General features: G+C 60.3%; 28 protein-coding genes, 1 tRNA gene and 1 other RNA gene. 14 read left to right on the top strand and 16 right to left on the bottom strand.

Going from position 1 to position 24,675, the window contains the following annotated elements; genetic code table 11:
• Positions 1 to 82 precede the first annotated feature (82 nt).
• From ACSQ16_RS15240 to ACSQ16_RS15205, 8 genes are all read left to right on the top strand, one after another.
• Positions 83 to 622 (top strand): lysozyme inhibitor LprI family protein, encoded by a 540-nt coding sequence (locus tag ACSQ16_RS15240; protein WP_317406321.1) that lies wholly within the window; start codon positions 83 to 85, stop codon positions 620 to 622.
• Between the two features lie 426 nt (positions 623 to 1,048).
• Positions 1,049 to 1,945, top strand: coding sequence for a lysozyme inhibitor LprI family protein (locus tag ACSQ16_RS15235; protein ID WP_243262507.1), 897 nt, complete (start codon positions 1,049 to 1,051; stop codon positions 1,943 to 1,945).
• A gap of 176 nt (positions 1,946 to 2,121) precedes the next feature.
• Positions 2,122 to 2,195, top strand: a tRNA-Gly gene (locus tag ACSQ16_RS15230).
• Between the two features lie 269 nt (positions 2,196 to 2,464).
• Positions 2,465 to 3,475, top strand: a complete 1,011-nt coding sequence (locus ACSQ16_RS15225; RefSeq protein ID WP_243262508.1) for a purine-nucleoside phosphorylase — start codon at positions 2,465 to 2,467, stop codon at positions 3,473 to 3,475.
• 136 nt (positions 3,476 to 3,611) lie between these two features.
• Positions 3,612 to 5,420: an ABC transporter transmembrane domain-containing protein gene (locus ACSQ16_RS15220; RefSeq protein ID WP_243262509.1), complete on the top strand. Its 1,809-nt coding sequence runs from the start codon at positions 3,612 to 3,614 to the stop codon at positions 5,418 to 5,420.
• A 147-nt stretch (positions 5,421 to 5,567) separates the two neighbouring features.
• Positions 5,568 to 7,448, top strand: coding sequence for an acyl-CoA synthetase (locus tag ACSQ16_RS15215; RefSeq protein ID WP_243262510.1), 1,881 nt, complete (start codon positions 5,568 to 5,570; stop codon positions 7,446 to 7,448).
• Positions 7,449 to 7,710: 262 nt separating this feature from the next.
• Positions 7,711 to 7,953, top strand: coding sequence for a DUF1127 domain-containing protein (locus ACSQ16_RS15210; protein WP_093926843.1), 243 nt, complete (start codon positions 7,711 to 7,713; stop codon positions 7,951 to 7,953).
• Positions 7,943 to 8,203 (top strand): hypothetical protein, encoded by a 261-nt coding sequence (locus tag ACSQ16_RS15205; protein WP_093926842.1) that lies wholly within the window; start codon positions 7,943 to 7,945, stop codon positions 8,201 to 8,203. The genes ACSQ16_RS15210 and ACSQ16_RS15205 overlap by 11 nt, the downstream gene beginning before the upstream one ends.
• Before the next feature lie 190 nt (positions 8,204 to 8,393).
• Here ACSQ16_RS15205 and dtd read toward each other — a convergent pair whose 3' ends face one another.
• The 10 genes from dtd to ACSQ16_RS15155 form a co-directional block, all read right to left on the bottom strand.
• On the bottom strand, positions 8,394 to 8,840 hold the full coding sequence (dtd, locus tag ACSQ16_RS15200) for a D-aminoacyl-tRNA deacylase (protein WP_243262511.1): 447 nt from the start codon (positions 8,838 to 8,840) through the stop codon (positions 8,394 to 8,396).
• A gap of 1 nt (position 8,841) precedes the next feature.
• A complete protein-coding gene (locus tag ACSQ16_RS15195; protein WP_243262512.1) occupies positions 8,842 to 9,519 on the bottom strand; it encodes a nitroreductase in 678 nt (225 codons plus the stop codon).
• The gene (locus ACSQ16_RS15190) at positions 9,516 to 10,628 is read right to left on the bottom strand and encodes a TFIIB-type zinc finger domain-containing protein (protein WP_243262513.1); all 1,113 of its coding nucleotides are present in this window, start codon (positions 10,626 to 10,628) and stop codon (positions 9,516 to 9,518) included. Before ACSQ16_RS15190 ends, ACSQ16_RS15195 begins: the two co-directional genes overlap by 4 nt.
• Positions 10,629 to 10,699: 71 nt before the next feature.
• The gene (locus tag ACSQ16_RS15185; protein ID WP_243262514.1) at positions 10,700 to 11,248 is read right to left on the bottom strand and encodes a cytochrome b/b6 domain-containing protein; all 549 of its coding nucleotides are present in this window, start codon (positions 11,246 to 11,248) and stop codon (positions 10,700 to 10,702) included.
• Positions 11,249 to 11,300: 52 nt separating this feature from the next.
• Positions 11,301 to 12,422, bottom strand: a complete 1,122-nt coding sequence (locus ACSQ16_RS15180; RefSeq protein ID WP_243262515.1) for an SPFH domain-containing protein — start codon at positions 12,420 to 12,422, stop codon at positions 11,301 to 11,303.
• A gap of 35 nt (positions 12,423 to 12,457) precedes the next feature.
• The gene (locus ACSQ16_RS15175) at positions 12,458 to 13,420 is read right to left on the bottom strand and encodes a DUF2927 domain-containing protein (protein ID WP_243262516.1); all 963 of its coding nucleotides are present in this window, start codon (positions 13,418 to 13,420) and stop codon (positions 12,458 to 12,460) included.
• 22 nt (positions 13,421 to 13,442) lie between these two features.
• Entirely contained in the window at positions 13,443 to 14,639 is a 1,197-nt protein-coding gene (locus ACSQ16_RS15170) for a toxic anion resistance protein (protein ID WP_093926836.1), read from the bottom strand.
• Positions 14,639 to 15,553, bottom strand: coding sequence for a 5-bromo-4-chloroindolyl phosphate hydrolysis family protein (locus ACSQ16_RS15165; protein ID WP_243262517.1), 915 nt, complete (start codon positions 15,551 to 15,553; stop codon positions 14,639 to 14,641). The genes ACSQ16_RS15170 and ACSQ16_RS15165 overlap by 1 nt, the downstream gene beginning before the upstream one ends.
• 3 nt (positions 15,554 to 15,556) lie before the next feature.
• Entirely contained in the window at positions 15,557 to 15,787 is a 231-nt protein-coding gene (locus tag ACSQ16_RS15160) for a hypothetical protein (RefSeq protein ID WP_243262518.1), read from the bottom strand.
• Positions 15,788 to 15,899: 112 nt separating this feature from the next.
• The gene (locus tag ACSQ16_RS15155; protein ID WP_243262519.1) at positions 15,900 to 16,958 is read right to left on the bottom strand and encodes a pseudouridine synthase; all 1,059 of its coding nucleotides are present in this window, start codon (positions 16,956 to 16,958) and stop codon (positions 15,900 to 15,902) included.
• 62 nt (positions 16,959 to 17,020) lie between these two features.
• Here ACSQ16_RS15155 and ACSQ16_RS15150 point away from each other — a divergent pair, with 62 nt between their 5' ends.
• From ACSQ16_RS15150 to ACSQ16_RS15140, 3 genes are read left to right on the top strand one after another with little or no spacing between them, the layout of a single operon-like run.
• The gene (locus ACSQ16_RS15150; protein ID WP_243262520.1) at positions 17,021 to 17,476 is read left to right on the top strand and encodes a nucleoside deaminase; all 456 of its coding nucleotides are present in this window, start codon (positions 17,021 to 17,023) and stop codon (positions 17,474 to 17,476) included.
• A gap of 3 nt (positions 17,477 to 17,479) precedes the next feature.
• Entirely contained in the window at positions 17,480 to 18,100 is a 621-nt protein-coding gene (locus ACSQ16_RS15145; protein WP_093926831.1) for a DUF5671 domain-containing protein, read from the top strand.
• Positions 18,097 to 18,495 carry a hypothetical protein gene (locus ACSQ16_RS15140; RefSeq protein WP_243262521.1) on the top strand — a complete coding sequence of 133 codons (399 nt, stop codon included), beginning with the start codon at positions 18,097 to 18,099 and terminating at the stop codon, positions 18,493 to 18,495. Before ACSQ16_RS15145 ends, ACSQ16_RS15140 begins: the two co-directional genes overlap by 4 nt.
• Positions 18,496 to 18,636: 141 nt before the next feature.
• On the opposite strand, the gene rpmG is transcribed toward ACSQ16_RS15140, so the two are convergent.
• From rpmG to gatC, 6 genes are all read right to left on the bottom strand, one after another.
• Positions 18,637 to 18,804 carry a 50S ribosomal protein L33 gene (gene rpmG, locus ACSQ16_RS15135; RefSeq protein ID WP_007119221.1) on the bottom strand — a complete coding sequence of 56 codons (168 nt, stop codon included), beginning with the start codon at positions 18,802 to 18,804 and terminating at the stop codon, positions 18,637 to 18,639.
• A 158-nt stretch (positions 18,805 to 18,962) separates the two neighbouring features.
• Positions 18,963 to 19,384: RNase P RNA component class A (gene rnpB / locus ACSQ16_RS15130), an RNA gene on the bottom strand.
• Between the two features lie 94 nt (positions 19,385 to 19,478).
• Complete coding sequence (locus ACSQ16_RS15125) at positions 19,479 to 20,147, bottom strand: N-acetylmuramoyl-L-alanine amidase (protein ID WP_243262522.1); 669 nt, start codon at positions 20,145 to 20,147, stop codon at positions 19,479 to 19,481.
• Positions 20,148 to 20,150: 3 nt separating this feature from the next.
• Entirely contained in the window at positions 20,151 to 20,888 is a 738-nt protein-coding gene (locus ACSQ16_RS15120; protein ID WP_093926828.1) for a hypothetical protein, read from the bottom strand.
• A 37-nt stretch (positions 20,889 to 20,925) separates the two neighbouring features.
• Complete coding sequence (gene gatA / locus ACSQ16_RS15115; protein ID WP_243262523.1) at positions 20,926 to 22,413, bottom strand: Asp-tRNA(Asn)/Glu-tRNA(Gln) amidotransferase subunit GatA; 1,488 nt, start codon at positions 22,411 to 22,413, stop codon at positions 20,926 to 20,928.
• On the bottom strand, positions 22,413 to 22,700 hold the full coding sequence (gene gatC, locus ACSQ16_RS15110) for an Asp-tRNA(Asn)/Glu-tRNA(Gln) amidotransferase subunit GatC (protein ID WP_067627510.1): 288 nt from the start codon (positions 22,698 to 22,700) through the stop codon (positions 22,413 to 22,415). Before gatC ends, gatA begins: the two co-directional genes overlap by 1 nt.
• 221 nt (positions 22,701 to 22,921) lie before the next feature.
• Between gatC and ACSQ16_RS15105 the strand changes: the two genes are divergently transcribed.
• From ACSQ16_RS15105 to ACSQ16_RS15095, 3 genes are all read left to right on the top strand, one after another.
• Positions 22,922 to 23,614 carry a metal-dependent hydrolase gene (locus tag ACSQ16_RS15105; protein ID WP_243262524.1) on the top strand — a complete coding sequence of 231 codons (693 nt, stop codon included), beginning with the start codon at positions 22,922 to 22,924 and terminating at the stop codon, positions 23,612 to 23,614.
• A gap of 72 nt (positions 23,615 to 23,686) precedes the next feature.
• A complete protein-coding gene (locus tag ACSQ16_RS15100; protein WP_243262525.1) occupies positions 23,687 to 23,845 on the top strand; it encodes a hypothetical protein in 159 nt (52 codons plus the stop codon).
• A gap of 16 nt (positions 23,846 to 23,861) precedes the next feature.
• Positions 23,862 to 24,551 carry a VIT1/CCC1 transporter family protein gene (locus tag ACSQ16_RS15095; RefSeq protein WP_243262526.1) on the top strand — a complete coding sequence of 230 codons (690 nt, stop codon included), beginning with the start codon at positions 23,862 to 23,864 and terminating at the stop codon, positions 24,549 to 24,551.
• Positions 24,552 to 24,675: the final 124 nt, after the last annotated feature.

The raw sequence follows: 24,675 nt of genomic DNA, 5'->3' as shown, positions 1-24,675 counted from the left end.
TTTCTGCGCCTGCACGGCTTCCCGAAAACGACCGTTTGTGATACATTGTGCAGATACGGATAATGCCTTCATCGAGCCCCTATTGACCGATGCTGCAGACAGCACGAACGTCGGCTTCGACGCGCGTGCCGGTGGCTGGTCGGGTTTCGCACTCGGCTGCGCAAACTCATTTTTTGTCAACGATGGAGAAATTGATATGTGGAAACTCAAAGTAGTCGTGCTCACGATGCTAAATCCCACAATCGCGATGTCTGATGGAATTGCCGTAGAACCAGACTATTTCGCAGAATGCAGCGTTCCGGGAAGTGGCCCAAAAGAAATCAATGAATGTTATTTTGCGGTTGGTGATGAGGTCGAACGTGAGATGGTTCAGGCTTACCGTCTTGCAGACGCGAATTTGCAAGCCTTTGATCTTGAAAATTCTTTGGAAAGTGATCGCTCAACAAGCGCACTTCTTCAAGAGGTACAAATCGCGTTTGAAAACTATCGCAAACTCCACTGTGAATTTCCGGAGCGGGAAGCTCTTGGCGGAAGTGCATCAATAAACGCTACCATTGTCTGCAGGGTAGAGTTGACGCTTTCCCGCATTGAACAGCTTACCGAGTATGCCAGCATACGTTGACGCTGCCAATGTTTGGTTGGCCACACAAACCAGTCACCAAAATAGTTGCAGAGATTCGCATTTTGTCCTCAAAGCAGCTGTCTGACACCGTGTCAAAACTAGCCTTTATGATGCATTACCTTCGCATTTCGAGCTTAGTTCTAAGAGAATTTACCGTAACGCAGTCTTGGCTATGATTATCGTACCTGTGAGTATAGATGCTCCCAAAGAACCCCATCTTATGACTGTCAGGATATCGTGCCTTACCGGATGGAGATTGCGGTAATATGCCCATGAATCTGCAAACGGCAGGCTCTCAACCCAGCTATGCAATAAAAAGTGCCCTTGGGCGAGCAGGCAAACCACAACTGATCCAATGAACAGCTTGAACATGTTCTCGATCCTGTAAGCTTCTAGAGTATGACCTGTAAAATTAAGGAGGGCCCAATGCCTACCATAGAAAAAGTAGCCACGGTGGGCCTTTTCGTAATTTTCGCCTCTATTTTCAGCACGGCTGGGGCACAGAATCCAGAGACATGTGAGAGCGCAGATGACTTTTTGTTCTCCTGCACATTTGATGGCGGCGCTCGTAAAGTAGGGTTATGCCATAACAACGGCAACATTACATATGAGTTCGGCCCGGCGCAGGGTGCGGCTGATCTATCGATGACACGGAACCTTGAAGACGCTGACTACACACCCTTCGCATGGGCAAGTCGGAACATCTTCGAAAGTATAGCCCTATTCAATGGTGACACCCGTTATGAGGTTTTTTCATCAACAGAACGAGGGCCTTATAACGGCAGAACTAAAGGTGGAATCGTCGTTACAACCCCCAACAATGCAACAATTACGCTCGCGTGCGACGCTGGAAGTGTGTGGCCCTTAGACCCTCTCGAAGGAATAGGTCAGATTAATTCTCTCATGCACGGACAAAATACTGATATTCTCTCACACTGTCTACGCGCCCTTCCTAATGATGGTGCAGGAAGTTCACAGTGTATCGGAACCTACCGCGAAAGTCAGATTATTAACGGATCTTGCGACGTAAGCTTGGACAAAACGCAGTGTTGGCAAAGAGAAAGCGATCAATGGTCAGACCTTGTGGAAGTTGTTTACACGCAGGCGCTTGCGGCACTCGAAAACAATGGTGATGCACAATGGTTATCAGATCTGGAGGCGTCACAGAGAAGCTGGGCGCAAACGCGTGATCTCGACTGCAAAATGAAAGGGGTATTACCGTTCTCGCCAGATGGGGGAGCTGCAATGTGTCATGCAGAATATGCAGCTGATCGCATGATGTTTCTTAACGCAGTCGTAAGTTTTAGTGAATTTGAGGGTTAGATTTTCAAAACCACCGTTTATCGAACAGTTCGCCGAAGCGGAAATCTGTGTGACCGCAGCGAAAGCTCGTTTCGACCGCTCTGCGCCGAAGGTTACTCTTCGATTTGCAACCTAACAATCGCTGGCAGCTGTACTTGACGCTTCCATAGGTATGAAATACTAACTGATCTCGTTGAGCGGGCGTTGTGTAATGGTAAGACCTCAGCCTTCCAAGCTGATGATACGGGTTCGATTCCCGTCGCCCGCTCCAGAAAAACTTTCCCGACATGATATCTGCAAAGCCAGCCATCGTGGTGACGTAAATATTTGTTAACATAGCTAGAATTGCCGCTTGATCTCTTGTCTTCCAAGCTGATGATAGGGTTCGGTTCCCGCCGCCCGATCCACTCTCCGCGATATGCTTGATCCTTTGGGCCGGTCCTACCCAAGGCGTGCTGGTTGCTTGGTTTCCCTTGCGTCAGCGTCTATAGCTGCGCCATCCGCGCGCTGCGTGCGGGCGACACTCCTAAAGGACACATCATGCCAAAACATTCCACGCCGGGCCTTGCCGCTCTGGCCCTTTCCACATTCGCCGCGCCGCTGGCAGCGCAAGAGCCGATGCCCGTCAAAGTGTTCATTGGCGCGATGTTTGAGATTGGCGAAAACACCGGCGACCGGGCGGGCGAATTGCAGCATTGGTATGAGAGATATTGGTCCGAGACTGAAGCGCAGGACGTGCCGGGGGCATTCTCTTCGATGTATTGCAACGACGACGGCGTTTGCGGCGCGGTATTGGGCATGGGCAAGGTGAACTCTTCGGCCTCCATGCAGGCGATTCTGTTGAACCCGGCTTACGATTTTTCGCAGACCTATTTCATGTTGTCTGGCGTGGCGGGCACACCCCCATCGCGGGGCACAATCGGTGATGTGGTCTGGGGCAGTTGGTTGGTGGATTATGATCTTGGTCACCGCTGGGCGCCTGAAGAAGGGGAGCCTGGCGCACCGGTTTTCATGCCGCGCGCAGGTTATGAGGATTACCGCCGCTTTGAGCTGAATGCGAAGCTGGTTTCATGGGGTGTTGAGCTTTCCCAAGATGTCGAGATGCAGGATTCCGATTCCGCGCGCCAATACCGCCAGCGCTATCCAGATGGTGCCGCGCAGGCCGCGCCGAGCGTTAAGGTCGGCACGCATATGACAGGCGATACTTTCTTTCACGGGCCGGGCTTGTCGGAAGAGGCGCAGTATATGGCCGAGCTTTATGGGGCTGACGACTATATGATTACAGAGATGGAAGCGGCGGCAATCGCGCTGGTTATCAAACGTCTGCAAGGCACAGACCGGATCGCCAGCCTGCGCGGCGCGGTGAACTTTGATCAAGGCCACCCGGATGAGACCACGCTTGAGCACCTTGACCCGGCACCGGGTGAGACGGCCGGTGGCTTTGCCGAAACGGTAGAGAATATCACCCTCGTCGGTGCGCCGCTTGTCGATCAAATCGTCGCCAACTGGGGCGACTGGAAAGACGGTGTGCCCGCACACTCTGGCGAGTAAACTTGCACACCAACACCCTGTGGCGTCTTGTTTTGCGCCCCAGGGGCAGGGGTGGCAGATTGTCCCGTTGGGGCGGTCTTACTTGACCCCGCTCAGTCCCCGCGCCATGACCATGTCGTAAGACAAAGGAATGCCCATGGCCCGCACGCCCACCCCCGCACCGACCGCCAAAGACGAACGCGAAAAGTCACGGCGGATCGGAGCATTGGCGGCGTTGACGCCCTTCCTCGGTCCCTATCGATGGTTGATGGTTGCCGCCGGGGCTGCTTTGGTCATGACGGCGATGATCTCGCTCACTTTGCCCTTGGCTGTGCGTCGGGTGATCGACAATTTCGGCACCGGCGAGACGGAGTTGTTGGACCAGTATTTCATCGCAGCATTGATCATTGCCGGGTTGCTCGCTGTGGGCACCGGCCTGCGCTATGCGCTGGTTACACGGCTGGGCGAAAGGGTCGTGGCCGACATCCGGCGCGCGGTGTTTGACCGGGTGATCGGGATGAGCCCGTCGTTCTATGAGCGCATCATGACGGGCGAAGTCCTAAGCCGCATCACCACCGACACCACGCTGATCCTGTCGGTAATCGGCTCTTCGGTGTCCATCGCGCTGCGCAATCTGTTAATCTTTGTGGGCGGGCTGGGGCTAATGCTGCTGACCTCTGCCAAGTTGACGGGTCTGGTGCTGCTGATCGTGCCTGCTGTGGTGATCCCCATTTTGACGCTGGGCCGCCGTCTGCGTGTGCTGAGCCGTGAGAACCAAGATTGGATCGCCGCCAGTTCGGGCAATGCATCAGAGACATTAGGCGCGGTACAAACCGTGCAAGCCTTTACCCATGAGACGGCCAGCCGAGGCCAATTTGCGCAGATGACCGAAGCCTCTTTTGATGCGGCGCAACGCCGGATCAAGACCCGCGCGGCAATGACGATGATCGTTATCTTTCTGGTATTTTCCGGCGTGGTCGGCGTGCTTTGGATCGGGGCGCGGGACGTGCGCGCCGATGTGATGAGCGCGGGCGCGCTGGTGCAATTCGTGATCTATGCGGTCATGGTCGCAGGTGCCGTCGCTGCCCTGTCAGAGATCTGGGGTGAGTTGCAGCGCGCGGCAGGTGCCACGGAACGGCTGGTTGATCTGCTGCAAACCGAAGACAGTGTGAAAGACCCATCCGCCGACGCGCAAGCCCGTCTGCCGGACCCCGTCGCGGGCAAGATCACGTTTGAGAACGTACAATTCACCTATCCGGCACGGCCTGATGTGGCGGCATTGGACGGAATTAATCTGGTGATCAACCCCGGTGAAACGGTGGCTTTCGTCGGCCCGTCAGGCGCGGGGAAGACGACAATCATTCAAATGATCCTACGGTTCTATGATCCGCAAACCGGCCGCATCACGCTTGATGGTGTGGACCTTCGGGATGTGGCACGGGATCATTTCCGCCGGGCCGTAGCCTTGGTGCCGCAAGACCCGGTAATCTTTGCCGCGACCGCTGCTGAGAACATTCGCTTTGGCCGGCCCGACGCCAGCGATGCCGAGGTAGAGCAAGCTGCGCGTGCCGCCGCCGCGCACGGTTTCATCGCCGCACTGCCTGAAGGGTATGACAGCTATCTGGGCGAACGCGGCGTGATGTTGTCAGGCGGGCAAAAGCAGCGGATCGCCATCGCCCGCGCCATTCTGCGCGATGCGCCGGTGTTGCTGCTGGACGAGGCGACAAGTGCGCTGGATTCCGAAAGCGAGGGGCTGGTGCAGGCCGCCGTGGACCGCCTGAGTGCCGACCGCACGACGCTCATCGTCGCGCATCGTTTGGCCACGGTGAAAAAGGCCGACCGCATCGTGGTGATGGAAGCCGGGCGGATTGCCGCCATCGGCACACATGATGAATTGGTCGCCAGGGATGGGCTTTATGCGCGTTTGGCGCGTTTGCAATTTACTGATGGGGCCGCTGCCGCCTGATCTGCTCTTGAACCGCGCCACCCCGGTGTTACGTCAACTTGGTGTGACGTTGCGTCTGTTGCCGCCGATTGCTTGCGAAATGGCGCGTTTCACCGCAATCTGAGCACGGAGAACAAGCCGGAACACCGGCATAGGGGAGGAGACACCATGACATTCGCCGGGATCGAAGACCGCAATGCCATCGCCGCGGAAATGCCGTGGGAAGACCGAGACGTGGCCAAGACGCTCTATGGGATGCTAAGCAATACGACCGCGAAATTCCCCAACCACAACGCCGTCAGCTATCAGATTTTCTCTGGCCCCAAGGACAAGGCGGAAACGCTGACTTGGAAAGAGTTGCATGGCCGCGTGACGCAGGCTGCGAACCTGTTCCGCAGCCTGGGCGTTGGCGAAAAAGACGTTGTGGCCTATGTGCTGCCGAACTGTAACGAGACGACCATCACCCTGCTGGGCGGAGCCGTGGCCGGGATCGTCAGCCCGATCAACCCGCTGCTGGATGCCGAACAAATCGGGGCCATCCTGCGCGAGGTCGGCGCATCGGTCGTCGTCACTCTGCGGCCTTTCCCGAAGACGGATGTGGCGCAAAAGACTGCCGAGGCGGTGCGGCTTGCGCCCAAGGTGCATACGGTGCTCGAAGTCGATCTGGTCCGCTATCTCACCCCACCGAAAAGCTGGATCGTCCCGCTGGTGCGGCCCAAGGGGATGGTGAACAATCAGGCGAAGTACCTGAGCTTCAACGCCGAGATCGCCAAGCAGAACACCTCGCTCAACTTTGAGGATGTGCAAGAAGACCGCGTTGCCTGCTATTTCCACACCGGTGGCACCACCGGGATGCCGAAAGTGGCGCAGCACAAATATTCCGGGCTGATCTATAACGGTTGGCTGGGGCACCGCCTGCTGTTCTCGGAAGAGGACAATATCATGTGTCCGCTGCCGCTGTTCCACGTCTTTGCCTGCCATGTGATCCTGATGGCCGCCGTGGCATCAGGCGCGCATGTGGTCTTTCCCACGCCGCAGGGCTATCGCGGCGACGGGGTGTTCGACAACTTCTGGAAGCTGATTGAACGGTGGAAAATCACCTTTATCATCACCGTGCCCACCGCTATTTCGGCCAAGATGCAGCGCCCAATTGATGCGGATGTCAGTACTGTGAAGACCGCCTTCTCCGGCTCGGCCCCGCTGCCGCTGGAACTCTTCCGCCGCTTTGAAAAGGCCACAGGCATCACGTTGATTGAGGGCTATGGTCTGACTGAGGCGACGTGCCTTGTGTCCTGCAACCCGCCGGATGGTGTCAAAAAGGTTGGCTCTATCGGCGTCGCCTTTCCCTATTCGGATGTGCGGATCATTAAGGGCACGGCGGACGGACCAGTTGACGCGGATGTCGATGAGATCGGCGAGATCTGCGTGTCGAACCCCGGTGTCTTTGCGGGCCATACCTATGTCGAAGAGGAAAAGAACAAAGACCTCTTCTATCATGGGAAGTACTTGCGCACCGGTGATTTGGGCCGGATCGACAACGACGGCTACATCTGGATCACCGGGCGTGCCAAAGACCTGATCATTCGCGGCGGGCACAACATCGACCCTGCTGAGATTGAAGAGGCGCTGTTGGGCCATGAGGCCGTCGCCTTTGCCGGGGCCATCGGCCAACCCGATGCCCATGCGGGCGAGGTGCCCTGCGCCTTCGTCGAACTGGTGGACGGTGCCAATGTGACCGAGGAAGAGCTGCTCGTCTTTGCGCGGGAGAAGGTTGCCGAACGTGCGGCGCAGCCAAAGCACCTCAAGATCATGGATGAGTTGCCGAAGACCGCCGTTGGCAAGATCTTTAAGCCCGACCTGCGTAAAGATGCGATCACGCGGGTTTACAATGGCAGCCTAGAGAAAGCCGGCTGCGCCGCGCGGGTAACTGAGGTTGAGGACAACAAGAAGCGCGGTTTGGTGGCCAAGGTGACGATGAACGGTGCATCGCATGATGACGTCGGTAAAGTGCTTAGCGCCTATACGCGCCCTTGGGAACCCGTGAGCTAAACGACTCAGCTTCGGGGGCGGCTGATCCGCCCTCTTGCCACTCAAATCCCTGTTTGCAGCCCTGCTGCGTTGCGCCGATGCACAATTCCTGTGGATCGGCGCTAAAATTTTAGGCTTTTTTGCACATAGTTAGGGGTGGGCCTTTCGCGTCAGGCATAGCGCCTATGCAAATTCTGCGGGTTCAAACTAGGGTCAGAGCGTACTACTTCTGCATTGCAGCATTTAATAATGCACTTGCAGCATTCTGAAAGGAGTTGCGCTTATGACGATGGCAATCTCACGTGGCACCACCCTGAGCTCCGCGCTCGATGGGCTTCAGCACACTTTTGACGGCATGCGTCGTCGTGTGGCCCAGATCAAGGCCCGGCGCGCAGCTTACGACCGAACTTTCACAGAACTTAACGTACTGAGCGATCGCGAACTGTCCGATATCGGCATCGCGCGGTGCGACATCCGGCGTGTGGCGTCGGAAGAACTTTCAAAGGAGCAGACCTATGAAGTATAACAACACCCTTAGCGCCCCCCACGGCTTTTCTTTCCGCGACGCGACAGCGCCTGTTGTTGGTGCCCTCGGCACCGCAGCTGGCAAAGTCGGCAGCTTGCTGGCACGCGGCGTGACCCAGATGCAGATTTCGCGGATGCAGTCCGTCCTCAACAGCATGAGCGACGCTCAGCTAGAGCGCGCGGGCATCGACCGGAACCAGATCCCGCAGCACGCCGAAGCACTGGTTACCGAAGAATACGACGGTTTGTAAGCCTTAGGGCTTTCGACCTTCAGAGATCAATGTCGCGCAATAGCGCGGCATTGTCAGGTGCCGGACCCCGCTCCTTCCCGGGTTGATCTGACACCGCATTTTAACGGTCCTCCTCCTCCCGGACCCGTTATACCGGCCGGCAAGCTTACCTCCTCCCAAGCTTGCCGGCCCATGCTTTCCCCGCTTTAGATCAAGGTGCCGCGCTGTCGAGCCACAGGGTCACTGGCCCGTCATTGACCAGCGCCACTGACATATCCGCGCCGAACCGTCCCGTCTGAACTGGAATATCCAAGGTGGTGAGACTGCGGGCGAAATGCGTATAAAGCGCTTCGGCCATGTCGGGCTTTGCCGCGCAGGAAAAGCCGGGGCGGTTGCCGCGGGATGTATCTGCGGCAAGGGTGAATTGGCTCACCACCAAAGCCGCGCCGCCGGTTTGAGCGAGGCTCAGGTTCATCTTGCCGCCTTCGTCCTTGAACAGCCGCAGTTTCGAGATTTTCAGCGCCAGCTTCTCTGCCGTTTCTTCCGTGTCCTCGGGCATGGCGCAAACGAGGATCAGCAGGCCGTGTCCGATCTCTCCGATGATCTCACCTTCGACCGTGACCGACGCCTCGGTCACCCGTTGCAGCAATGCGCGCATGTCAGTCTTTCCAATCGATAATGTCTGAGGGGGTCGCCCGTTCGGTGCGGAAGGCGTTGGCCGGGTGGTCGCTGTCTGCATAGCCAAAGGAGATAGCGCAGAGCACCATTCGATCTTCGGGCAGGTCAAGCACCTCACGCACCAAGGGCGCATAGGCGGCGATGGCAGCCTGCGGGATGCTGGCCACGCCAAGCGCTGTGGCGGCGAGGGTGAAGGCCGTGACGAAGCCGCCGCAATCCATCGCGCCATAGGGGCCAAGCTCGGCAGGGGAGGCAACGATGGCCACATGCGGCGCATCAAAGAGCGCGTAGTTGCGCAGCATCTGCGCCTTACGCGCTTCGCGGTCAGACTTGGCGATGCCCACCGCATCATAGAGCTGGAACCCGCAGGTGCGCCGCCGCTCGGCATAGGCGCCGGAGTAGCCTTTGGGCCATGGTAGATCGGGTTCAACCGGGGCGCCCTCGCTCGCGGCTTTGAGGAATGCGCCGCGGAAGGCTTCTGTGCCAGCGCCCCGCGTCACGGTCACTTGCCATGGCTGGGCATTGCACCACGATGGCACATGGCGTGCGGCGCTAACGATCTGGGTGATGGTTTCCTCCGGCAGCGGGTCGGGCCGAAAGGCGCGGCAGGAATGGCGCGTCTGCAAGAGGTCGGTAAACTGGTCGTAACTCTGGGTCATTGCTGTGCCATGAAATAGCCAACGATGGCGGCGGCAATCAGCCCCAGCACCACGGCAAAGGTGATCTTGATTGCGGAATAGGGGCGTTCGCCCTGCACCTTGCCCGAATGCCCGTTAACCACGAAGCGATAGGTCTTGCCCCGGTACTTATAGGCGGCCAGCCAGACCGGTAGTAGGATATGTTTGAAGGTCACGTCACTGATCTGCGTGTTGATGTCATGCACGCGCTGACGGTCACCGCCGATGTCGAACTTCACGTCGCGTTCAATCACCCGGTCCATATGGGCGCGGGCCTGAACGAAGCCTTCTTCCAGCGTGACGCCGTAAGCCTCTGCCCGAAAACCGGCGAGGTATTCGGGCGCATAGGGTTCCAGCGCGGACAGGTCCCAAGGGTGCAGCGCATCGGTGTGTTTCTTGGGCAGAGACCGGGAGGCCAGCACCAGCACGTCGTCAAAGAACCGCGCCACCCGGCCCGAAGCGGCCCGCCAGCGGATTTTCGGCACCTGCTGCTGCACCCTTTTGCCATCGCGCATAACGGTTTGGGTCACGTAATAAACCGTGCCCCGCTCGCCCCGATAGCTTGAGGCCGTCTGCGCATCATAGGTCCAGAATGGCACATAGATACCCTGCATTCTGCGCCCCTTGCGCGCGTATTGCTGTAAGCCGTTGGGCGCGAACCACAGGCTGCCGAGCCAATCTTTCATTGCATTGCGGGCGCTTTCTTCGGGCAGGGCAAAGGGCAGCACGGCGCGGGGTTTGATATGGCGGTTGGTGCCGGTGTCGATCACAATGGGCGTGGCGCAGAAGGGGCATTCGCGGGCGTGTTTGCCGGGGGTGAACTCCACCTCCGCCGCGCAGTTGGGGCAGGTGGTGACGCGGGTCTCTTCCATGTCGGCGGCGGGCAGCGCGGCCTGCAAGCCTGCGCGAAAATCTTGCTCGGCGATGGCATGGGCGTGGCGGCCTGTGCCGTCGATCGGTTCAACATTGCCGCAGTGGTCGCAGATCAGCAGGGACTGCGCCGGGTCAAAGCGCATGTCAGAGCCGCAGGTATCACAGGGGAAACGGTGCTCTTCAAGCGGGGCGGCAGGGGGCAGATCGGTGGCGGACATGAGATATGCTTTGCAAGGTCAATCGCGGCGGAGCCTAGCGGCCTTGGGGGGCATGGGCCAGACCTTGAACCTCACAAAAAGCGGTGCAGGCATTTCGGCGTCATGATCCGCAGTGCGTTGTCGCGCAGGCGCAAGTGGCGCCAAAGATGAAACAGCGCATGGGCGCCCGCAATGGCGGCCAAAAGGTAGAATTCATAGATGTGGATTTTGCCAATCAGATCATGCGCACGCGGCAGGTTCAGCGGCGGGGCCACCGGCACCAGATCGCCCGCCATAAAGAGACGCGGTGCAGTAAGACCAAGGCCAAAGCCCGTGAGTGCCACGCCAAACAGCCCCCAAATCAACGCCTTATGCATCCACTGGTGCACATGCCGCGCCCAAGGCGGCAGCTTTGGCCCCGGTCGGCTGGCAAGACCCCGGCGCAGGTAATCGGCAGTCCAGAGCAGACAGGCGGTGACAAAGACCAGCCCCAGCAGCGAATGGATACGAAAGGCCGTGGGGCCAAAGGGCAGTACATCAGCGGGGGTCACAAGGATGAACCAAATCAGCAGCGGCACCATCGACCAATGCAGCACCTTGAGGGCGCTGCGGCGGTGCGGAAATTTGAGGCGCGTGATCATGGGAAAACCACGGGCAGGCGCGCGCAAAAGTTTCACTTGGCGCGCCACCAGATCATGCCGTGGGTGGCGGCGGGGGAGGTGGCATCACGGTGAAAAGTTGCGCCAGTTCGGCCACATCCTCGGCCCGCTGCCAGCCGTCTTGGCCCGGTGTCCAGACCAGAGAATCGCGGGCAAGGCCGCCGTCAGTCACCTTGCGCCCCATAGCGGCCTTGGAGAAGGGGCCAGAGGTCGCGCCATCCTTGGCGATATGCCAGACTTTTTCGACCGGCGGTGGGGGCGGCGGCACGGGGGTGGCAGCAGTCGGGGCAGGGCGCGCGCCCCACGGGCCGGCCTGCGCGGTGGCGGCTTGGGCCATGCTCATCCCCAGCCCTGCGCCAAGGCCGGTTTGCATCGCCGCACCCCCGGCGCCATCTCGGCCAAGGGCTTCGGCGGCTTGGAACTGCATGTATTCGTTGAGATTTCCGACCACACCTATCGAAGTGCGCTTGTCCATCACCGCTTCTACCGCAGGCGGGAGTGAGATGTTTTCGATGTATAGCTCGGGCATCGCCAGCCCGTATTCCGCGATTTGCGCGGCGATATCCTTGCCCACCAACTGCCCCAACTCACGCGTGTTTGCGGCCATGTCGAGCACCGGGATGCCGGAGGATGCCAGCGTGCGTGAGAAGGCTTGAACGATGATGTTACGGATTTGGTAAGAGATTTCGTCCATGGTGAATTCACCATCGGTGCCGACGATCTCGGTCAGGAATTTCGCGGGGTCGCTTACCCGCACTGAATAGGTGCCATAGGCCCGCAGGCGCACGGGGCCGAACTCAGGGTCGCGGGCGATGATTGGGTTTTTTGTGCCCCATTTCAGATCGTTAAACCGGGTCGTGTTGACGAAGTAGATTTCGGATTTGAACGGGCTTTTGAAGCCGTGATCCCAATGCTGAAGAGAGGTCATAATCGGCATGTTGTTGGTCTCAAGCATATAGAGACCGGGGGTAAAGACATCCGCCAGCTGCCCCTCATGCACAAAGACCGCGGCTTGCCCCTCGCGCACCGTCAGCTTGGCGCCGTATTTGATCTCATGGCCTTCACGCTCAAACCGCCAGACCATCGTGTCGCGGGTGTCGTCGGTCCAGTGAATGACGTCGATGAACTGGCCAGAGAGGAAATCGAAAATGCCCATGGGAATGGTCCTTATTTTTTCGTCGTAAAGGTGCGCTACACCGGCCCGTCCGTCAACTCGCGCGCGATGATCCGGCTGATCGGGTTGACTTGCTCTGCCGTCATACCGGGGCGCAGACGCGCGTCATAGAGCATCTTAAGCAGAAGCTCGTCATGTTTGGTGAGCAGGGCGAATTCGTCGTCATCGTTAAAGATTGATGGCCGCGCACTGGGGCTGTCGTTGGCCAGACCCAGCCCCTGAGCCAGTTCTTCGTGAATGCACGATAGCCGCAACAGTTCAGGATTTTCCGACCGGATCACCGCGACGGCGGCGGTGTAGACGTTGGGATTGTCGCCCGCCGCATAGGCCGCTACGGCGCAATAGGTGTCGCGGCGCATGTTGCGCATCGCGCGGAGCGATGAAGGGCTGACACCCGCGACCTTTTCGGCGGCTTGGGTCAAAGCTTCGACGCGGTCATCCTCTGAGGCGACGATCACCATGAAATTAGGCGTGCCACTGGTCGAAACCGGATGCCCGGTGACCCGTGAAAGACGTCGGGCAAACGCTTTGATGTGGGCCGTGTCAGAGCGGCGCTGCGAAGGGGGGATGCTATCGCCAAAGATGATCCCCATATGCACTGGCGCTTCCCAGCGGCGCAGCGGGCTTGCACCGCCTTGGCCCGAAAAATTGCCGTCGTATTCATTATAAAGCGCGATCTGTTCAAAGTTCCGCGCCAGCATGTCGCTGGTGAAAGGCGTGTCGGGCCCGCCGCCGTCTTGGCGCAGCAGGTCTTGGCCCAGTTGCGCCTTTTCAACCTGATGCAAATAGCTGCGCAGCATTGCGCTTTTTTGAGATGTGGGTTTGGCAACCTCGGGTGGGCGCGGAGCTGGCTCAGCCGGGCGTGCTTGGGGTTTAGCAACCGTTTGCGGCGCCGGCGCGGGTTCCGCACAGGCAAGCAACAAGGCGCAGAGAGACAGCACCCCAGCGACGCGCAAATGTCGGCGCAAACGTCCTTGCATTGCCAGTTCCCTCACGTCGGTCTTAGCTCGGGACCGCGTTGCTGGTGGTGTCCCCCAAACCCGTTTCGCGGGCTTTGGCTGCGGCCAATGTGTCGCGCAAGCGGCCTTCCATCTCTTGCAGATCCTTTTCCGCAGCAGCACGTTTTGCTTTGCCTTGGTCCGCGATCTGAAGCGATTCTTCGATGGTGCCGATCAGGTCTTCGTTGGCCTGTTTTACCGCTTCGATGTCAAACACACCGCGCTCCATCTCTTGGCGGATGATCTTATTGCTGTCGCGCAGGTTCTTGGCGTTGGAGGTCAACAACTCGTTGGTCAGATCATTCGCTTCGCGCACGGCATTTGCCGCCTCACTGCTGCGTTGGATCGTCACAGCCTGCGCAAGTTGCGTTTCCCACAGCGGCACGGTGTTGACCAAGGTCGAGTTAATCTTGGTCACAAGACTTTTATCGTTTTCTTGCACCAAGCGAATAGAGGGCAGGGATTGCATCGTCACCTGCCGCGTCAGTTTAAGGTCATGCACCCGGCGTTCCAGATCATCACGCGCGGCGCGCAGATCGCGCAATTCTTGGGCGCGCATTACCTGATTTTCTTCGCTCGCCTTATCCAGCGCAGTCTGTTTTGCGGGGATGGTTTTGTGATCCAACTCTACGATCTTGGCCTCACCGGCAGAAATATACAGCGCCAATTCATCGTAGAATTGCAGCGTCTTTTCATAAAGCAAGTCGAGCGATTTGATGTCTTTCAACAGCGTGTGCTCATGGGCCAGCAAATTGTCAGTGATCTGGTCAATCTGGCCTTGCACCTCTTCAAAACGCGCGGTGAATTTGGCGAAAGGCGTGGCACGGCCCAACAGTTTTTCCCACCAGCTTTGCTTGCGGCGGACGTCCAGTTCCGAGACCGAGAAACCGCGAATCGCGCTGACCATGGTGCGCAGGCTGTCGCCTGCCGGCCCGACATCCTTGTTGCGCACATCGGCGAGCATGGATTGGCTGATCTCTTGTAGCTCGGCCTGCGCGGCAGAGCCGAAGCTGACGATGGATTGCGTGTCGGTCACGTCAATCTCGGCCATGCGTTTTTGAATTTCTGCACTCTGGGTCGCGTCGGCTTTGGCCAATGGCACGATGGCGTTGGCGTCCGAAGGTTCGGGCAGGACGGTTGCGTTCACTTCTTCGACCAGCCCTTGGGACTGGGCAGCTTTTTCACGGACGGCATCGGTCATCACTGATCTTCCTTAGTATTTACGGGCGTAGACTGATCCAGCCTGACCCCCTCGCGGGAGAGACGCGCACGCAGCACGTCGATTTCGACGTTCAGATCGCTGCGATCGTCAAGCAGGGATTTCGCCGTTCGAGCGGCGAAATTCTCATCCAGATCGTCGAGCAGCGCAAGGTAATCATCGCGAGCTTGTTCATCGTGGTTACGGGCGTAAAAATCGGCGAATTTCACCGTCGCATCATGCGCGCCGCGTAGGTAGACGACAAGGTATTTGCGGGCGGCTGTCAAATCTCGCGGGTCTTCTTCGACGGTGCGGATCAGGTGACGTGCGGTGTCTTGGAAATCTGCCAACCGTGCTTCGGCACGGCGGTCTCCGGCGCGGAGGATTGCCTGGCTCATGCCTGACAGCAGTTTTTCGGCCTCATCCACCACGCGGGCCACGCGGTCTTGTTGGAAGGTGTCGATGCCTTCCATCCCTTTGTTTTTTAACGGATCAATGCCAAAGGCAGCCACATGCAGCGCACCAACCGCCACGCCGTACAGCAGCGGGGCGACTGTGCCGGGCTCTGATGTGTAGGCGGCGAGTGCAGTGCCCAATCCGGCCAGAAGGGCAGCGAAGATCTTGCGGGGCCACGCGGGGCGGCGGGCGACCTTGCGCTCGTTATACTCAGCTTCGGCAAGCAAACCTTCGCGCAAAAGCCATACGCCAGAGGCCAGCACAAAAGCCCCGGCAAGCCCAATGACCAGAGTACCAGCGCCCCCCATCAAAGAGGTCGCGGCCAAAACAATGGGTGGCAGGAACATCAGGTTCACACGCCCACCCGCTGGGTCAACGCGCAGCCGTTGCGTTTTGCGCGGGGTTTTGCCGGGCTGTGTATCGGGATCGGGGCTATAGCGGCCCCCAAAGCGTCGCGCCATGGCTTAAAGCCCCCCGAGAAAGCCGCTGGTCACGCCCAGTAGCACTACCAAAAGCGCCCCATAAGCGATTTTCTGAAAGGGTGTGGGCGCCATCAAGTTTCCCCTTTTGTTGCCCCAGATGGGGCGCAGAGCTGTGCCTGCGGTGTCTGTCGCGCGCCCCAAGAGCGAGGCCGCGCCGAGGATGATAACCACCAGCGCAGCCAAGGCCACCAAAAACATCAGTATTCGCGCCATATTGCCCTTTTCTGACAGCGGTTTCGCGCCGGTCTTGCCTGTCGTTCTTTATTCAACGCGCGCATTACAGCAGCGTTCCAGCAATCGGCGGCTCAGACGGGGGCCGAGAATGTCAGCGGCGGGGCTTTGGGCCCCTGCTGCCGGGTTTACCACCCGTACGGCCACCGGGGCGCGCGCCCGGTTTGGCTGCGTTTCTGCCCGATGTCGCCTTGCCACGCGGCGCGTTCTTGGCCTTGCCGCCACCGCGACGGGGCGGTGGTTCGTCGTCTTCGCCGCGTTGCACCGGCATGCCCGGCTGGCCCGCGCCGCCGAAGCCACCGGGTTTGCGCCGCGGCGGGCGACGTACTGTGGTGGGTTTCTTGACGGCGGTGCCGGTGGGGTCTTCCAGCTCTAGCCCCAATTGGTCACGCACGACCTTGCGGCGCAGCTCTTCGACTTCGCCAGTTTTAAGTTCGCCCAATTGGAACGGGCCGTAGGAGACGCGGATCAGCCGGTTCACAGTCAGGCCAACAGCCTCCATCGCGCGGCGAATCTCACGGTTGCGGCCTTCGCGCAGGCCGATGGTCAGCCAAGCGTTCGCGCCTTGCTGACGGTCCAGCGATACATCCATCGGTTGGAACTGTTCGCCCTCCACGGTGATGCCTTTGCGCAGCGGTTCCAGCATCTCATCGGTGGGGCGGCCATTCACCCGGGCACGATAGCGGCGTAGCCAGCCGGTGCTGGGCAATTCCAGCTTGCGTTTCACGCCGCCGTCATTGGTCAGTAGCAGCAGACCTTCAGAATTGAGATCAAGCCGCCCCACGGTCATAACGCGAGGCATGTCCTCGGGCAGGGCGTCAAAGATCGTTTCGCGGCCTTTTTCGTCAGAGTTCGTCGTCACCAACCCGGTGGGCTTGTGGTAGAGCCAGATGCGCGGCGGCTCGGGCGCGCCGACGGGGGTGTTGTCGACTGTAATCTTATCGTCGGGCGTCACGTTCAGCGCGGGCGAGGTGATCTGCTCCCCATTCACGCGCACGCGGCCCGCCTCAATCATCCGCTCAGCCTCACGACGCGAGGCGATGCCTGCGCGAGACAGAACTTTGGCGATGCGGTCGCCCTTTGCTGTATCGGCGGCGGCATCGGAAGAATCAGCAGTCGGGCCGGAGCCGGAGGAGGGAGGTTTTGCGTTCATACACTGCGCTTACCCTGTTTCACGCCCTTGCGAAAGGGTGGCGTTTGCGGCCATGTGAACGGATGAAGTTTCGCTCATATATGGCTCAGGCGCTGGAAGAAGCCCGTGCCGCGGCCGCGCGCGGCGAGGTGCCGGTGGGCGCGGTTGTGGTCTCTCCCACAGGAGAGATCATTGCAGCGGCGGGTAATGAGACCCGCGCACGCCATGATCCGACCGCCCATGCCGAGATGTTGGCCCTGCGCGCCGCCTGTGCCGCGGTTGGGTCGGAGCGGCTGATTAACCATACGCTCTACGTCACATTAGAGCCTTGTGCGATGTGCGCCGGGGCCATCGCCGCCGCCCGGGTCGGGCGGTTGTTTTATGGCGCGGCAGACCCCAAGTCAGGCGGCGTGGCACAAGGCGCGCGGGTGTTTTCGCATCCGCAATGCCACCATGCGCCAGAGGTCTTTGATGGTATCGCCGCGAGCGATTCCGAAGACTTGCTGACCGATTTTTTCAAAGCAAAAAGAGGGGGGTAACCCATGGCGAGCAGTAAGGATTTAGCTGTATTCGTGCGGGATGCGCTGAGCGCGGGCAAAAACCGCGCAGAGATTGCATCGGTTCTGACGCAGGCAGGCTGGTCAACGCATGAGATCACAGACGCGCTTGATGGCTGGGCCGATGTGCCCTTCGCTCCGCCGGTGCCGCGCCCGCAGACCGTCGTCACAGCGCGGGACTTTTTTATCTATGCGTTGATGTTCGGCGCGCTGTTGTTTGGCGCGGGCTATCTGGTGGGGCTGCTGCATGCGCTGATTGACCACCTGCTCGACGCGTCGGCGCGCACGGCGGATCATCGTATCCGTTGGGCGGTGGCGGTTCTGATTGTGACCTTGCCGCTTTATCTCTGGCTCGCAACCCGCGAACGGGCGCGGCTGGCGGCGGACCCGGCGTTACAGCGTTCGGCCATCCGCAATTGGATGACCTATGTAACGCTGCTTTTTGCCGCTGCCGTGCTTTTGGGCGATCTGGTTGCGGTGATCTATGCCTTTCTGAATGGCGATTTCACGTTGCAGTTCGCGCTGAAGGCCTTGGTCGTGGCGGGTATTGCCGGGGGCATTTTCGGCTATTATCGCGCGGGCGATGGGCGCGGAGCAGCGGTGTGAACAAGCTGCTTTTTGTTGCGGTGATTGCAGTCGTGTCGGGCGCGGTTGTTTCGGGGCTCGCGGTGGTAGGCGGGCCGGGGCAGGCGCGGGCCGAAAAGCGCGATGACCAGCGCTTCGCCGATCTGCATCGAATCGCCGATGCGATCATTTGCGATGCGGGCGATGGGAGGGCATTCTCGCGGGCTTGCCGTTCTGCGGCGGACGCAACGGATCCACAGACCGGAGCAGCCTATGAGGTGACGCAAGGCGAAGATGCTTTCCAAGTCTGCGCGCGGTTTGAGTTGGCGCAGGCGGAGTCCCCTATGAGAGACGCGTTGCACTTTGACGGGGCGCGCGGGTGCCTGCGGTACCAACTGGCGCAACCGTCAAAGCAGTGGGTGATCGAAGGGCACTGAATGGGGCCGCTATGGCTGTCTATGGTCGCGGCCTGTCTGACGCATGCGCGGGCAGGGGGGCTTTGAACCTGACCTCCATCCCATACGCAAAAGACCACGCGCATAGCACGTGGTCTAATAAACCATTCAAGTCAGGCGATCTTACTTGATCTTGCCTTCTTTGTATTCCACGTGCTTGCGCGCAACAGGGTCGTATTTCTTGATGACCATTTTCTCGGTCATGGTGCGTGCGTTTTTCTTTGTAACGTAGAAATGGCCTGTGCCCGCGGACGAGTTCAGACGGATCTTGATCGTGGTTGGCTTCGCCATGTGTCTTCTCCTGCTGCAGCGCCGCGCAGGCGTGCGTGAATTCTGAATTTCGGGTTCTAGTCAGACCCGCGCCCGAGTCAACCGCTATTTGCCCGTCCGGTGCCGAAAGACGCCGGTTTCGTCGAAAAACCTGTCTTTCGGACCTGAAAGAGCAAGAATATGCGCGGAAGGCCTATAAGCCGGATTTTGTACCTGCCCTAAAGCAGGCGATGACCATTCCTCTGACTGCACCGTTGCCGATGCAGCTATAGCTGCCAACCCGGACCTGCTGGGGCAGAAGAGCCCCGCCTTTGACCCGAAGATCATCGGCGCGCGGTCCCTATTTGGCATTGCTCCCGGTGGGGCTTGCCGTGCCAGAACTGTTGCCAGCCCCGCGGTGGGCTCTTACCCCACCGTTTCACCCTTACCCCTGCGACTGTTCCGGCAAGCCGGACCGTAGGGGCGGTTTCATTTCTGTGGCGCTTTCCGTCGGGTTGCCCCGCCCGGGCGTTACCCGGCACCGTTTCTTCTTGGAGTCCGGACTTTCCTCTACGTCGCTTTTGTCTCGCAAAAGCGACGCCGCGGATGTCACACATGCGTGTGACGGGAGCGGACGTCGGTCATGCGACACGAGTCGACGCAGCGGCCATCCAGCCTTCCGCGCCTGACCGCCCTAGACCCCGCCGCGCGGCGCGTCAATGGGCGCGGGGCAGGGCCGCGTGGTCTGCGGGGGTGAGAGGGCCGCTCCCCCATGGCCTGAACCGCATCCGCACGGTACTCAGCAGTGTGTCATCGTCGCAGGGCGCGGTGAAGCCTGCGGCCCGTGCGGCATCGCGGAAGGTTTCGGTGGATACGCTGTCAGGAATGGGGCCATCGCCCGCAGGCAGCGCCAGCCCGCGCCGTGCGAGCCGCGCCCAATCGAATCGGGGGCCAGGGTCGATCTTGCGGCCCGGGGCCATGCAGGAATGACCGATCACCCCCTCAGCGGGGATGTCATGTCGGGCCATGATGCCGGGCAGGAGGGTTTCGAGCGCCTGCATCTGCGGCTCGGAAAATGGGTGATCGCCGCGGTTGTCCAACTCGATACCGATCGAGCGGGAATTAATGTCGTCGAGCCCCGCCCACTCGCCTTGGCCTGCATGCCACGCGCGCTGGTCTTCCTCGACCAGCTGAATGACATCTCCGCGCTCGGAAATCAGGTAATGGGCAGAGACTTCGGAAGACGGGTCGCAAAGCCGTTCCTGCGCCGCTTGGGCGCTGGCCATGGCCGTGTAATGCAGAACGATAAGCCGGGGGCGCAGCCCGCCGCGTCGCGGGCCGCAATTGGGCGAAGGCTGCGCCGTCACGTCAGGCGCGACAGGCATCTATCAGCCCTGTGCAGCCCGGCGGAAGGGGGTTGGATCCCAGTCGCAGGCAAAGCCATCGCCATCAGGGTCCATGCCTTCACGGTCCTTCTCAGGACCGCCCGCAGCAAGGAAGGCGATCTGCGCTTGGTCAGCGTGGCTGTATTGCGAACAGGCCCGTTCGAACTTGCGGGCCTTGTTAAAGCCAATGCGGCTGTAGATTTGCTGACCGACCTGTTGGTTGCTTTGCAGCGCATAGGCGACGATGTTCGGGCCGCTGGCAGTACGCTCGGGCAGCGCTTCGGGCTGGATCACCTCATATTGCGCACGATTGGCGGCGACGCGGGCGGCGTCGTCCTGAATGCTGCGCTGGCCGGATACGGCATCAAAGTTGTTCTCGTTCGAGATGCCCACAGCATTGACCGCCGCGGGGGGCGGGTTCGACGGGCTGGCGTTCACCGGGGTCACGCCGGAGTTCAGGGCACTTGCCCCGCCCGGACGGGTGGCGGCCAGAACGCGGGCGGTTTCGGCGGCTGTGGCCTCGGGCGAGCCATCCGCCGGGGCGGGTGTCGTGGCCGCGATGGCACTGTCGATGCTATCGTTGGCAAGTGCCGCGTCACGTGCCCGCTGTTCGGCCTCAAAGCTGCCGTCGCCAAAGCCGACGCCGCGCCCGCTGTTGACGCTCCCGGAATCGGGGATCGCAGGTTGGCAGGCTGCCAGAAGACCGCCCGCTGTCATCGCTAGAAGTGTCCGTTTGATCATCTGACCCGCTCTTGCCTGTTAAATAACGCCCGTGGGCTTACCACCATTTTTCCGGCTTGGCCACAAAACCAGCGGCCCGCTCCAGCGCATAGGCGGAGGATAGCAGGTCGGCCTCTTCCCACGGGCGCCCGATCAGTTGCAGACCCAGCGGCAAGCCGGTGGCGCTTTGGCCCGTCGGAAGCGCGACACCGGGAAGACCGGCGAGGTTCACCGTCACGGTGAAGACGTCGTTGAGATACATCGCAACCGGATCGGTGTCCTTCATTTCACCCAGACCAAAGGCCGCCGAAGGTGTCGCCGGGGTCAGGATGCTGTCGATGCCTTGGGCGAAGACGTCTTCGAAGTCTTTCTTGATCAGCGTGCGCACCTTGCGGGCGCGGTTGTAATAGGCGTCGTAGAAGCCAGCCGAGAGCACATAGGTCCCGACCATCACGCGGCGCTGGACCTCATGGCCGAAACCTTCGGCGCGGGTTTTCTCGTACATCTCGGTAATGCCGTCGCCATGGTCGAGCTTGGCGCGGTGGCCAAAGCGCACGCCGTCATAGCGCGCGAGGTTCGAGGACGCCTCGGCGGGGGCGATGACGTAATAGGCGGGCAGGGCGTATTTCGTGTGTGGCAGCGAGATGTCGACGATCTCGGCGCCTGCATCCTTCATCATGGCGATGCCGTCTTGCCAGAGCTTGTCGATCTCCTCGGGCATGCCATCCATGCGGTATTCGCGGGGGATGCCGATTTTCTTATCACGGATGTCGCCGGTGAGGGCCGCTTCAAAGTCGGGCACCGCCAGATCGGCGCTGGTGCTGTCCTTGACGTCATGGCCGCACATGGCTTCCAACATGATCGCGGCGTCGCGCACGGTTTTGGTCATCGGCCCGGCTTGGTCGAGGCTTGAGGCGAAGGCGACGATGCCCCAACGCGAGCAGCGGCCATAGGTCGGCTTGATGCCCACGGTGCCGGTGAAGGCCGCAGGCTGGCGGATCGAGCCGCCGGTGTCGGTACCGGTCGCGGCGAGGCACAGATCAGCAGCCACGGCAGCGGCGGAGCCACCCGACGAGCCGCCCGGTGTCAGTTCGGCGGTGTCGCCTGCGCGGCGCCACGGGTTCACCGCATTGCCGTAGACGGATGTCTCGTTCGACGAGCCCATGGCGAATTCGTCCATGTTGAGCTTGCCTAACATCACCGCGCCGCTGTCTTTCAGCTTTTGGCTGACGGTGCTCTCATATTCGGGCAGGAACCCTTCGAGGATGCGGCTGCCCGCTTGGCTCGGCACGCCTTTGGTGCAGAAGAGGTCTTTGATGCCGATGGGCAGGCCGCACATGGCAGGCGCGTCACCCTGTTTGATGCGGGCGTCGGCCTCGGCGGCCTGTTCCATCGCGATCTCGGGGGTGCGGTGCACGAAGGCGTTCAGCGCGCCTGCGCCGTCGATGGCTTTGAGGCAGGCTTCGGTCAGGTCTTTCGAGGTGGTCTCACCCTTGCGCAGCGCGTCGCGGGCTTCGGCAAGGCTCAGTTTGTTCAGATCGGTCATTATTCCACCACCTTCGGCACGGCAAAGAACCCTTCACGGGCATCGGGGGCATTGGCCAGCACGCGGTCCTGCTGGTCGCCATCGGTGACCACATCCTCGCGCCGTTTCAGGCGCTGCGGGGTCACGGAGGTCATCGGCTCGACGCCGTCGACATCCACCTCGGACAGTTGTTCGATAAAGCCGAGGATGTTGTTGAACTCTTCGGCCAGCGCCGGAAGCGCCTCGGGTTCAACCTTGATCCGGGCCAGTTTCGCCACGCGTGCGGCGGTGTTTTCGTCGATCGACATGAACATCTCCATCTCTTTGTGGCTCCTCTACCGTTTGGGGGCGGGCCTCGCAAGGGTTTGGGCTGAGTAAGAGAGAGGAGGGCCAGCGCCTACCCGGGGGGCGGGCAGGCAATGGCCCGGCGCCTGCGGCTTGATTCCGTGCCAGTGGCATTGGGAACCGTTTTCTTGATTCCGTCGCATGGAAGCGCAAGTTAGAGGTAAGCACAAATCAGGAGACTCACATGAACATCATCTGGCTCGGCCACGGCTCATTCCGCATCGAAATCGAAGATCAAGTGCTGCTGATCGACCCTTGGCTTAAAGACAACCCAATGCTGGACGACGTACACCATGCCGGTGCAATCAAAGGCGCGACCCAAATCCTCGTCACCCACGGCCATTTCGACCACACTGCTGACATCGCCGATGTCGCCCGCCAGACCAACGCGCCGGTGGCGGGGATGGTCGAGCTGATGGGCTGGCTTGGAGGGCAGGGTGTCGAGAACACCACAGGCTTCAACAAGGGCGGCACGATCCGCGCGAGTGAAGTGGCGATCACCATGGTTCCGGCCTCGCATTCCTCATCGGTTGAGGGCGACAACGGGCCGATCTACACCGGGATGGAGACCGGCTTCATGATCTCGGGCGAGGGGCATACGATCTATCATTCTGGTGACACGGCGATCATGGCCGATATGGATTGGATGGGCGACTACCACAAACCCGACATCGGCATTCTCTCGGCAGGCGGGCATTTCACGATGGACATGGCGCAGGCCGCCTATGCCGCGAAACGCTATTTTAACTTCAAGACGGTTATCCCCTGCCACTACCGCACCTTCGATGCACTGGAGCAATCGGCGCAGGTGTTGGACGACGGGCTGCCGGGCGTCGATGTGGTGGAACCGCAGGTGATGCAGCCGATCAAGCTCTGACCGGCCCCCCTTCGCCTTGCGCTGCAAGGCGGAACAGGGGATACCTGAAGACCAACTGCCCGGGGAAATGCCATGTCTGCCAAAGCGAGTGTTGCGATTTTGTTGCTGACGCTGGGGGCCTGCGCCCCGTTGGGCCGGGGCGAGCCTACGGGCAGTGTCGGTTTCACGGGCGTCGGCGGTGATCGCCCGGTCATCTTTCCGGCACATATACTGGTTTACCAGCCGCAATAGACATAAGGCGGCCGCGATGCCAAGAGAAGGACACTACATCAACCGCAGCAATTGGCTGCGTGCCGCCGTGCTGGGGGCCAATGACGGTATCGTCTCCTCCGCCAGTTTGTTGGTCGGGGTGAGTGCGGCTGGCATGGCGCATGGTAACGTCGTGCTGACGGGGCTTGCCGGGCTCACCGCAGGGGCGCTGTCAATGGCGGCGGGAGAGTATGTCTCTGTCTCCGCGCAGGCGGACGTAGAGAAAGCCGACCTGGAACGCGAGCGCGTGGCGCTGATTGAAGACCCGGATTACGAACTTAGTGAGCTTGCGGAGGGGCTGGAGAACCGGGGCGTGGAAAGTGACCTTGCACTAGAGGTGGCCGCCCAGATGACGGATCATGACGCCCTTGGCGCCCACGCGAGGGAAGAGTTGGGGATGTTTGGTCTCGCCGGACAGGCTGATCCATTGCAGGCGGCTGGGGCTTCTGCATTTGCCTTCGCACTCGGGGGTGGTCTGCCTTTGATCGCCGCGATTTTAACGCCTTCAGGCACGCGCGGCGCCGGTGTCGCATTGGTAGCGGTGTTTGCGCTGGTGTTGCTGGGGGTAGGGGGTGCACGGTTGGGCGGCGCGCCTGTGTGGCCTGCGATCCGGCGGGTGGTGTTCTGGGGCGGGCTGGCTATGGCAGTTACCGCGGGTGTCGGTCAGCTTTTCGGCGCGGTGGGTTAAGCCTGCGCATTGCCCCGCCTGCGTGGAAGGGTGTTACTAATTCACACGGACGGTAGATAAGAGAGTGGATCGGACATAAAGAAAAAGGCCGGTCCCTTTCAGAACCGACCTTTCGCATTCATAT

The organism is Sulfitobacter sp. SH24, assembly GCF_965641895.1.
Taxonomy (GTDB): Bacteria; Pseudomonadota; Alphaproteobacteria; order Rhodobacterales; family Rhodobacteraceae; genus Sulfitobacter; species Sulfitobacter dubius.
Note: the sequence above shows the minus strand (reverse complement) of the source record. Positions and strands in the feature narration are given on the sequence as shown.

Bases quoted from the DNA above. Each gene is read 5' to 3' on its own strand.
- ACSQ16_RS15235 (WP_243262507.1), top strand. From the start codon at position 1,049: ATGCCTACCATAGAAAAAGTAGCCACGGTGGGCCTTTTCGTAATTTTC.
- ACSQ16_RS15225 (WP_243262508.1), top strand. From the start codon at position 2,465: ATGCCAAAACATTCCACGCCGGGCCTTGCCGCTCTGGCCCTTTCCACA.
- ACSQ16_RS15220 (WP_243262509.1), top strand. From the start codon at position 3,612: ATGGCCCGCACGCCCACCCCCGCACCGACCGCCAAAGACGAACGCGAA.
- ACSQ16_RS15215 (WP_243262510.1), top strand. From the start codon at position 5,568: ATGACATTCGCCGGGATCGAAGACCGCAATGCCATCGCCGCGGAAATG.
- ACSQ16_RS15210 (WP_093926843.1), top strand. From the start codon at position 7,711: ATGACGATGGCAATCTCACGTGGCACCACCCTGAGCTCCGCGCTCGAT.
- ACSQ16_RS15205 (WP_093926842.1), top strand. From the start codon at position 7,943: ATGAAGTATAACAACACCCTTAGCGCCCCCCACGGCTTTTCTTTCCGC.
- dtd (WP_243262511.1), bottom strand. From the start codon at position 8,840: ATGCGCGCATTGCTGCAACGGGTGACCGAGGCGTCGGTCACGGTCGAA.
- ACSQ16_RS15195 (WP_243262512.1), bottom strand. From the start codon at position 9,519: ATGACCCAGAGTTACGACCAGTTTACCGACCTCTTGCAGACGCGCCAT.
- ACSQ16_RS15190 (WP_243262513.1), bottom strand. From the start codon at position 10,628: ATGTCCGCCACCGATCTGCCCCCTGCCGCCCCGCTTGAAGAGCACCGT.
- ACSQ16_RS15185 (WP_243262514.1), bottom strand. From the start codon at position 11,248: ATGATCACGCGCCTCAAATTTCCGCACCGCCGCAGCGCCCTCAAGGTG.
- ACSQ16_RS15180 (WP_243262515.1), bottom strand. From the start codon at position 12,422: ATGGGCATTTTCGATTTCCTCTCTGGCCAGTTCATCGACGTCATTCAC.
- ACSQ16_RS15175 (WP_243262516.1), bottom strand. From the start codon at position 13,420: ATGCAAGGACGTTTGCGCCGACATTTGCGCGTCGCTGGGGTGCTGTCT.
- ACSQ16_RS15170 (WP_093926836.1), bottom strand. From the start codon at position 14,639: ATGACCGATGCCGTCCGTGAAAAAGCTGCCCAGTCCCAAGGGCTGGTC.
- ACSQ16_RS15165 (WP_243262517.1), bottom strand. From the start codon at position 15,553: ATGGCGCGACGCTTTGGGGGCCGCTATAGCCCCGATCCCGATACACAG.
- ACSQ16_RS15160 (WP_243262518.1), bottom strand. From the start codon at position 15,787: ATGGCGCGAATACTGATGTTTTTGGTGGCCTTGGCTGCGCTGGTGGTT.
- ACSQ16_RS15155 (WP_243262519.1), bottom strand. From the start codon at position 16,958: ATGAACGCAAAACCTCCCTCCTCCGGCTCCGGCCCGACTGCTGATTCT.
- ACSQ16_RS15150 (WP_243262520.1), top strand. From the start codon at position 17,021: ATGAAGTTTCGCTCATATATGGCTCAGGCGCTGGAAGAAGCCCGTGCC.
- ACSQ16_RS15145 (WP_093926831.1), top strand. From the start codon at position 17,480: ATGGCGAGCAGTAAGGATTTAGCTGTATTCGTGCGGGATGCGCTGAGC.
- rpmG (WP_007119221.1), bottom strand. From the start codon at position 18,804: ATGGCGAAGCCAACCACGATCAAGATCCGTCTGAACTCGTCCGCGGGC.
- ACSQ16_RS15125 (WP_243262522.1), bottom strand. From the start codon at position 20,147: ATGCCTGTCGCGCCTGACGTGACGGCGCAGCCTTCGCCCAATTGCGGC.
- ACSQ16_RS15120 (WP_093926828.1), bottom strand. From the start codon at position 20,888: ATGATCAAACGGACACTTCTAGCGATGACAGCGGGCGGTCTTCTGGCA.
- gatA (WP_243262523.1), bottom strand. From the start codon at position 22,413: ATGACCGATCTGAACAAACTGAGCCTTGCCGAAGCCCGCGACGCGCTG.
- gatC (WP_067627510.1), bottom strand. From the start codon at position 22,700: ATGTCGATCGACGAAAACACCGCCGCACGCGTGGCGAAACTGGCCCGG.
- ACSQ16_RS15105 (WP_243262524.1), top strand. From the start codon at position 22,922: ATGAACATCATCTGGCTCGGCCACGGCTCATTCCGCATCGAAATCGAA.
- ACSQ16_RS15100 (WP_243262525.1), top strand. From the start codon at position 23,687: ATGTCTGCCAAAGCGAGTGTTGCGATTTTGTTGCTGACGCTGGGGGCC.
- ACSQ16_RS15095 (WP_243262526.1), top strand. From the start codon at position 23,862: ATGCCAAGAGAAGGACACTACATCAACCGCAGCAATTGGCTGCGTGCC.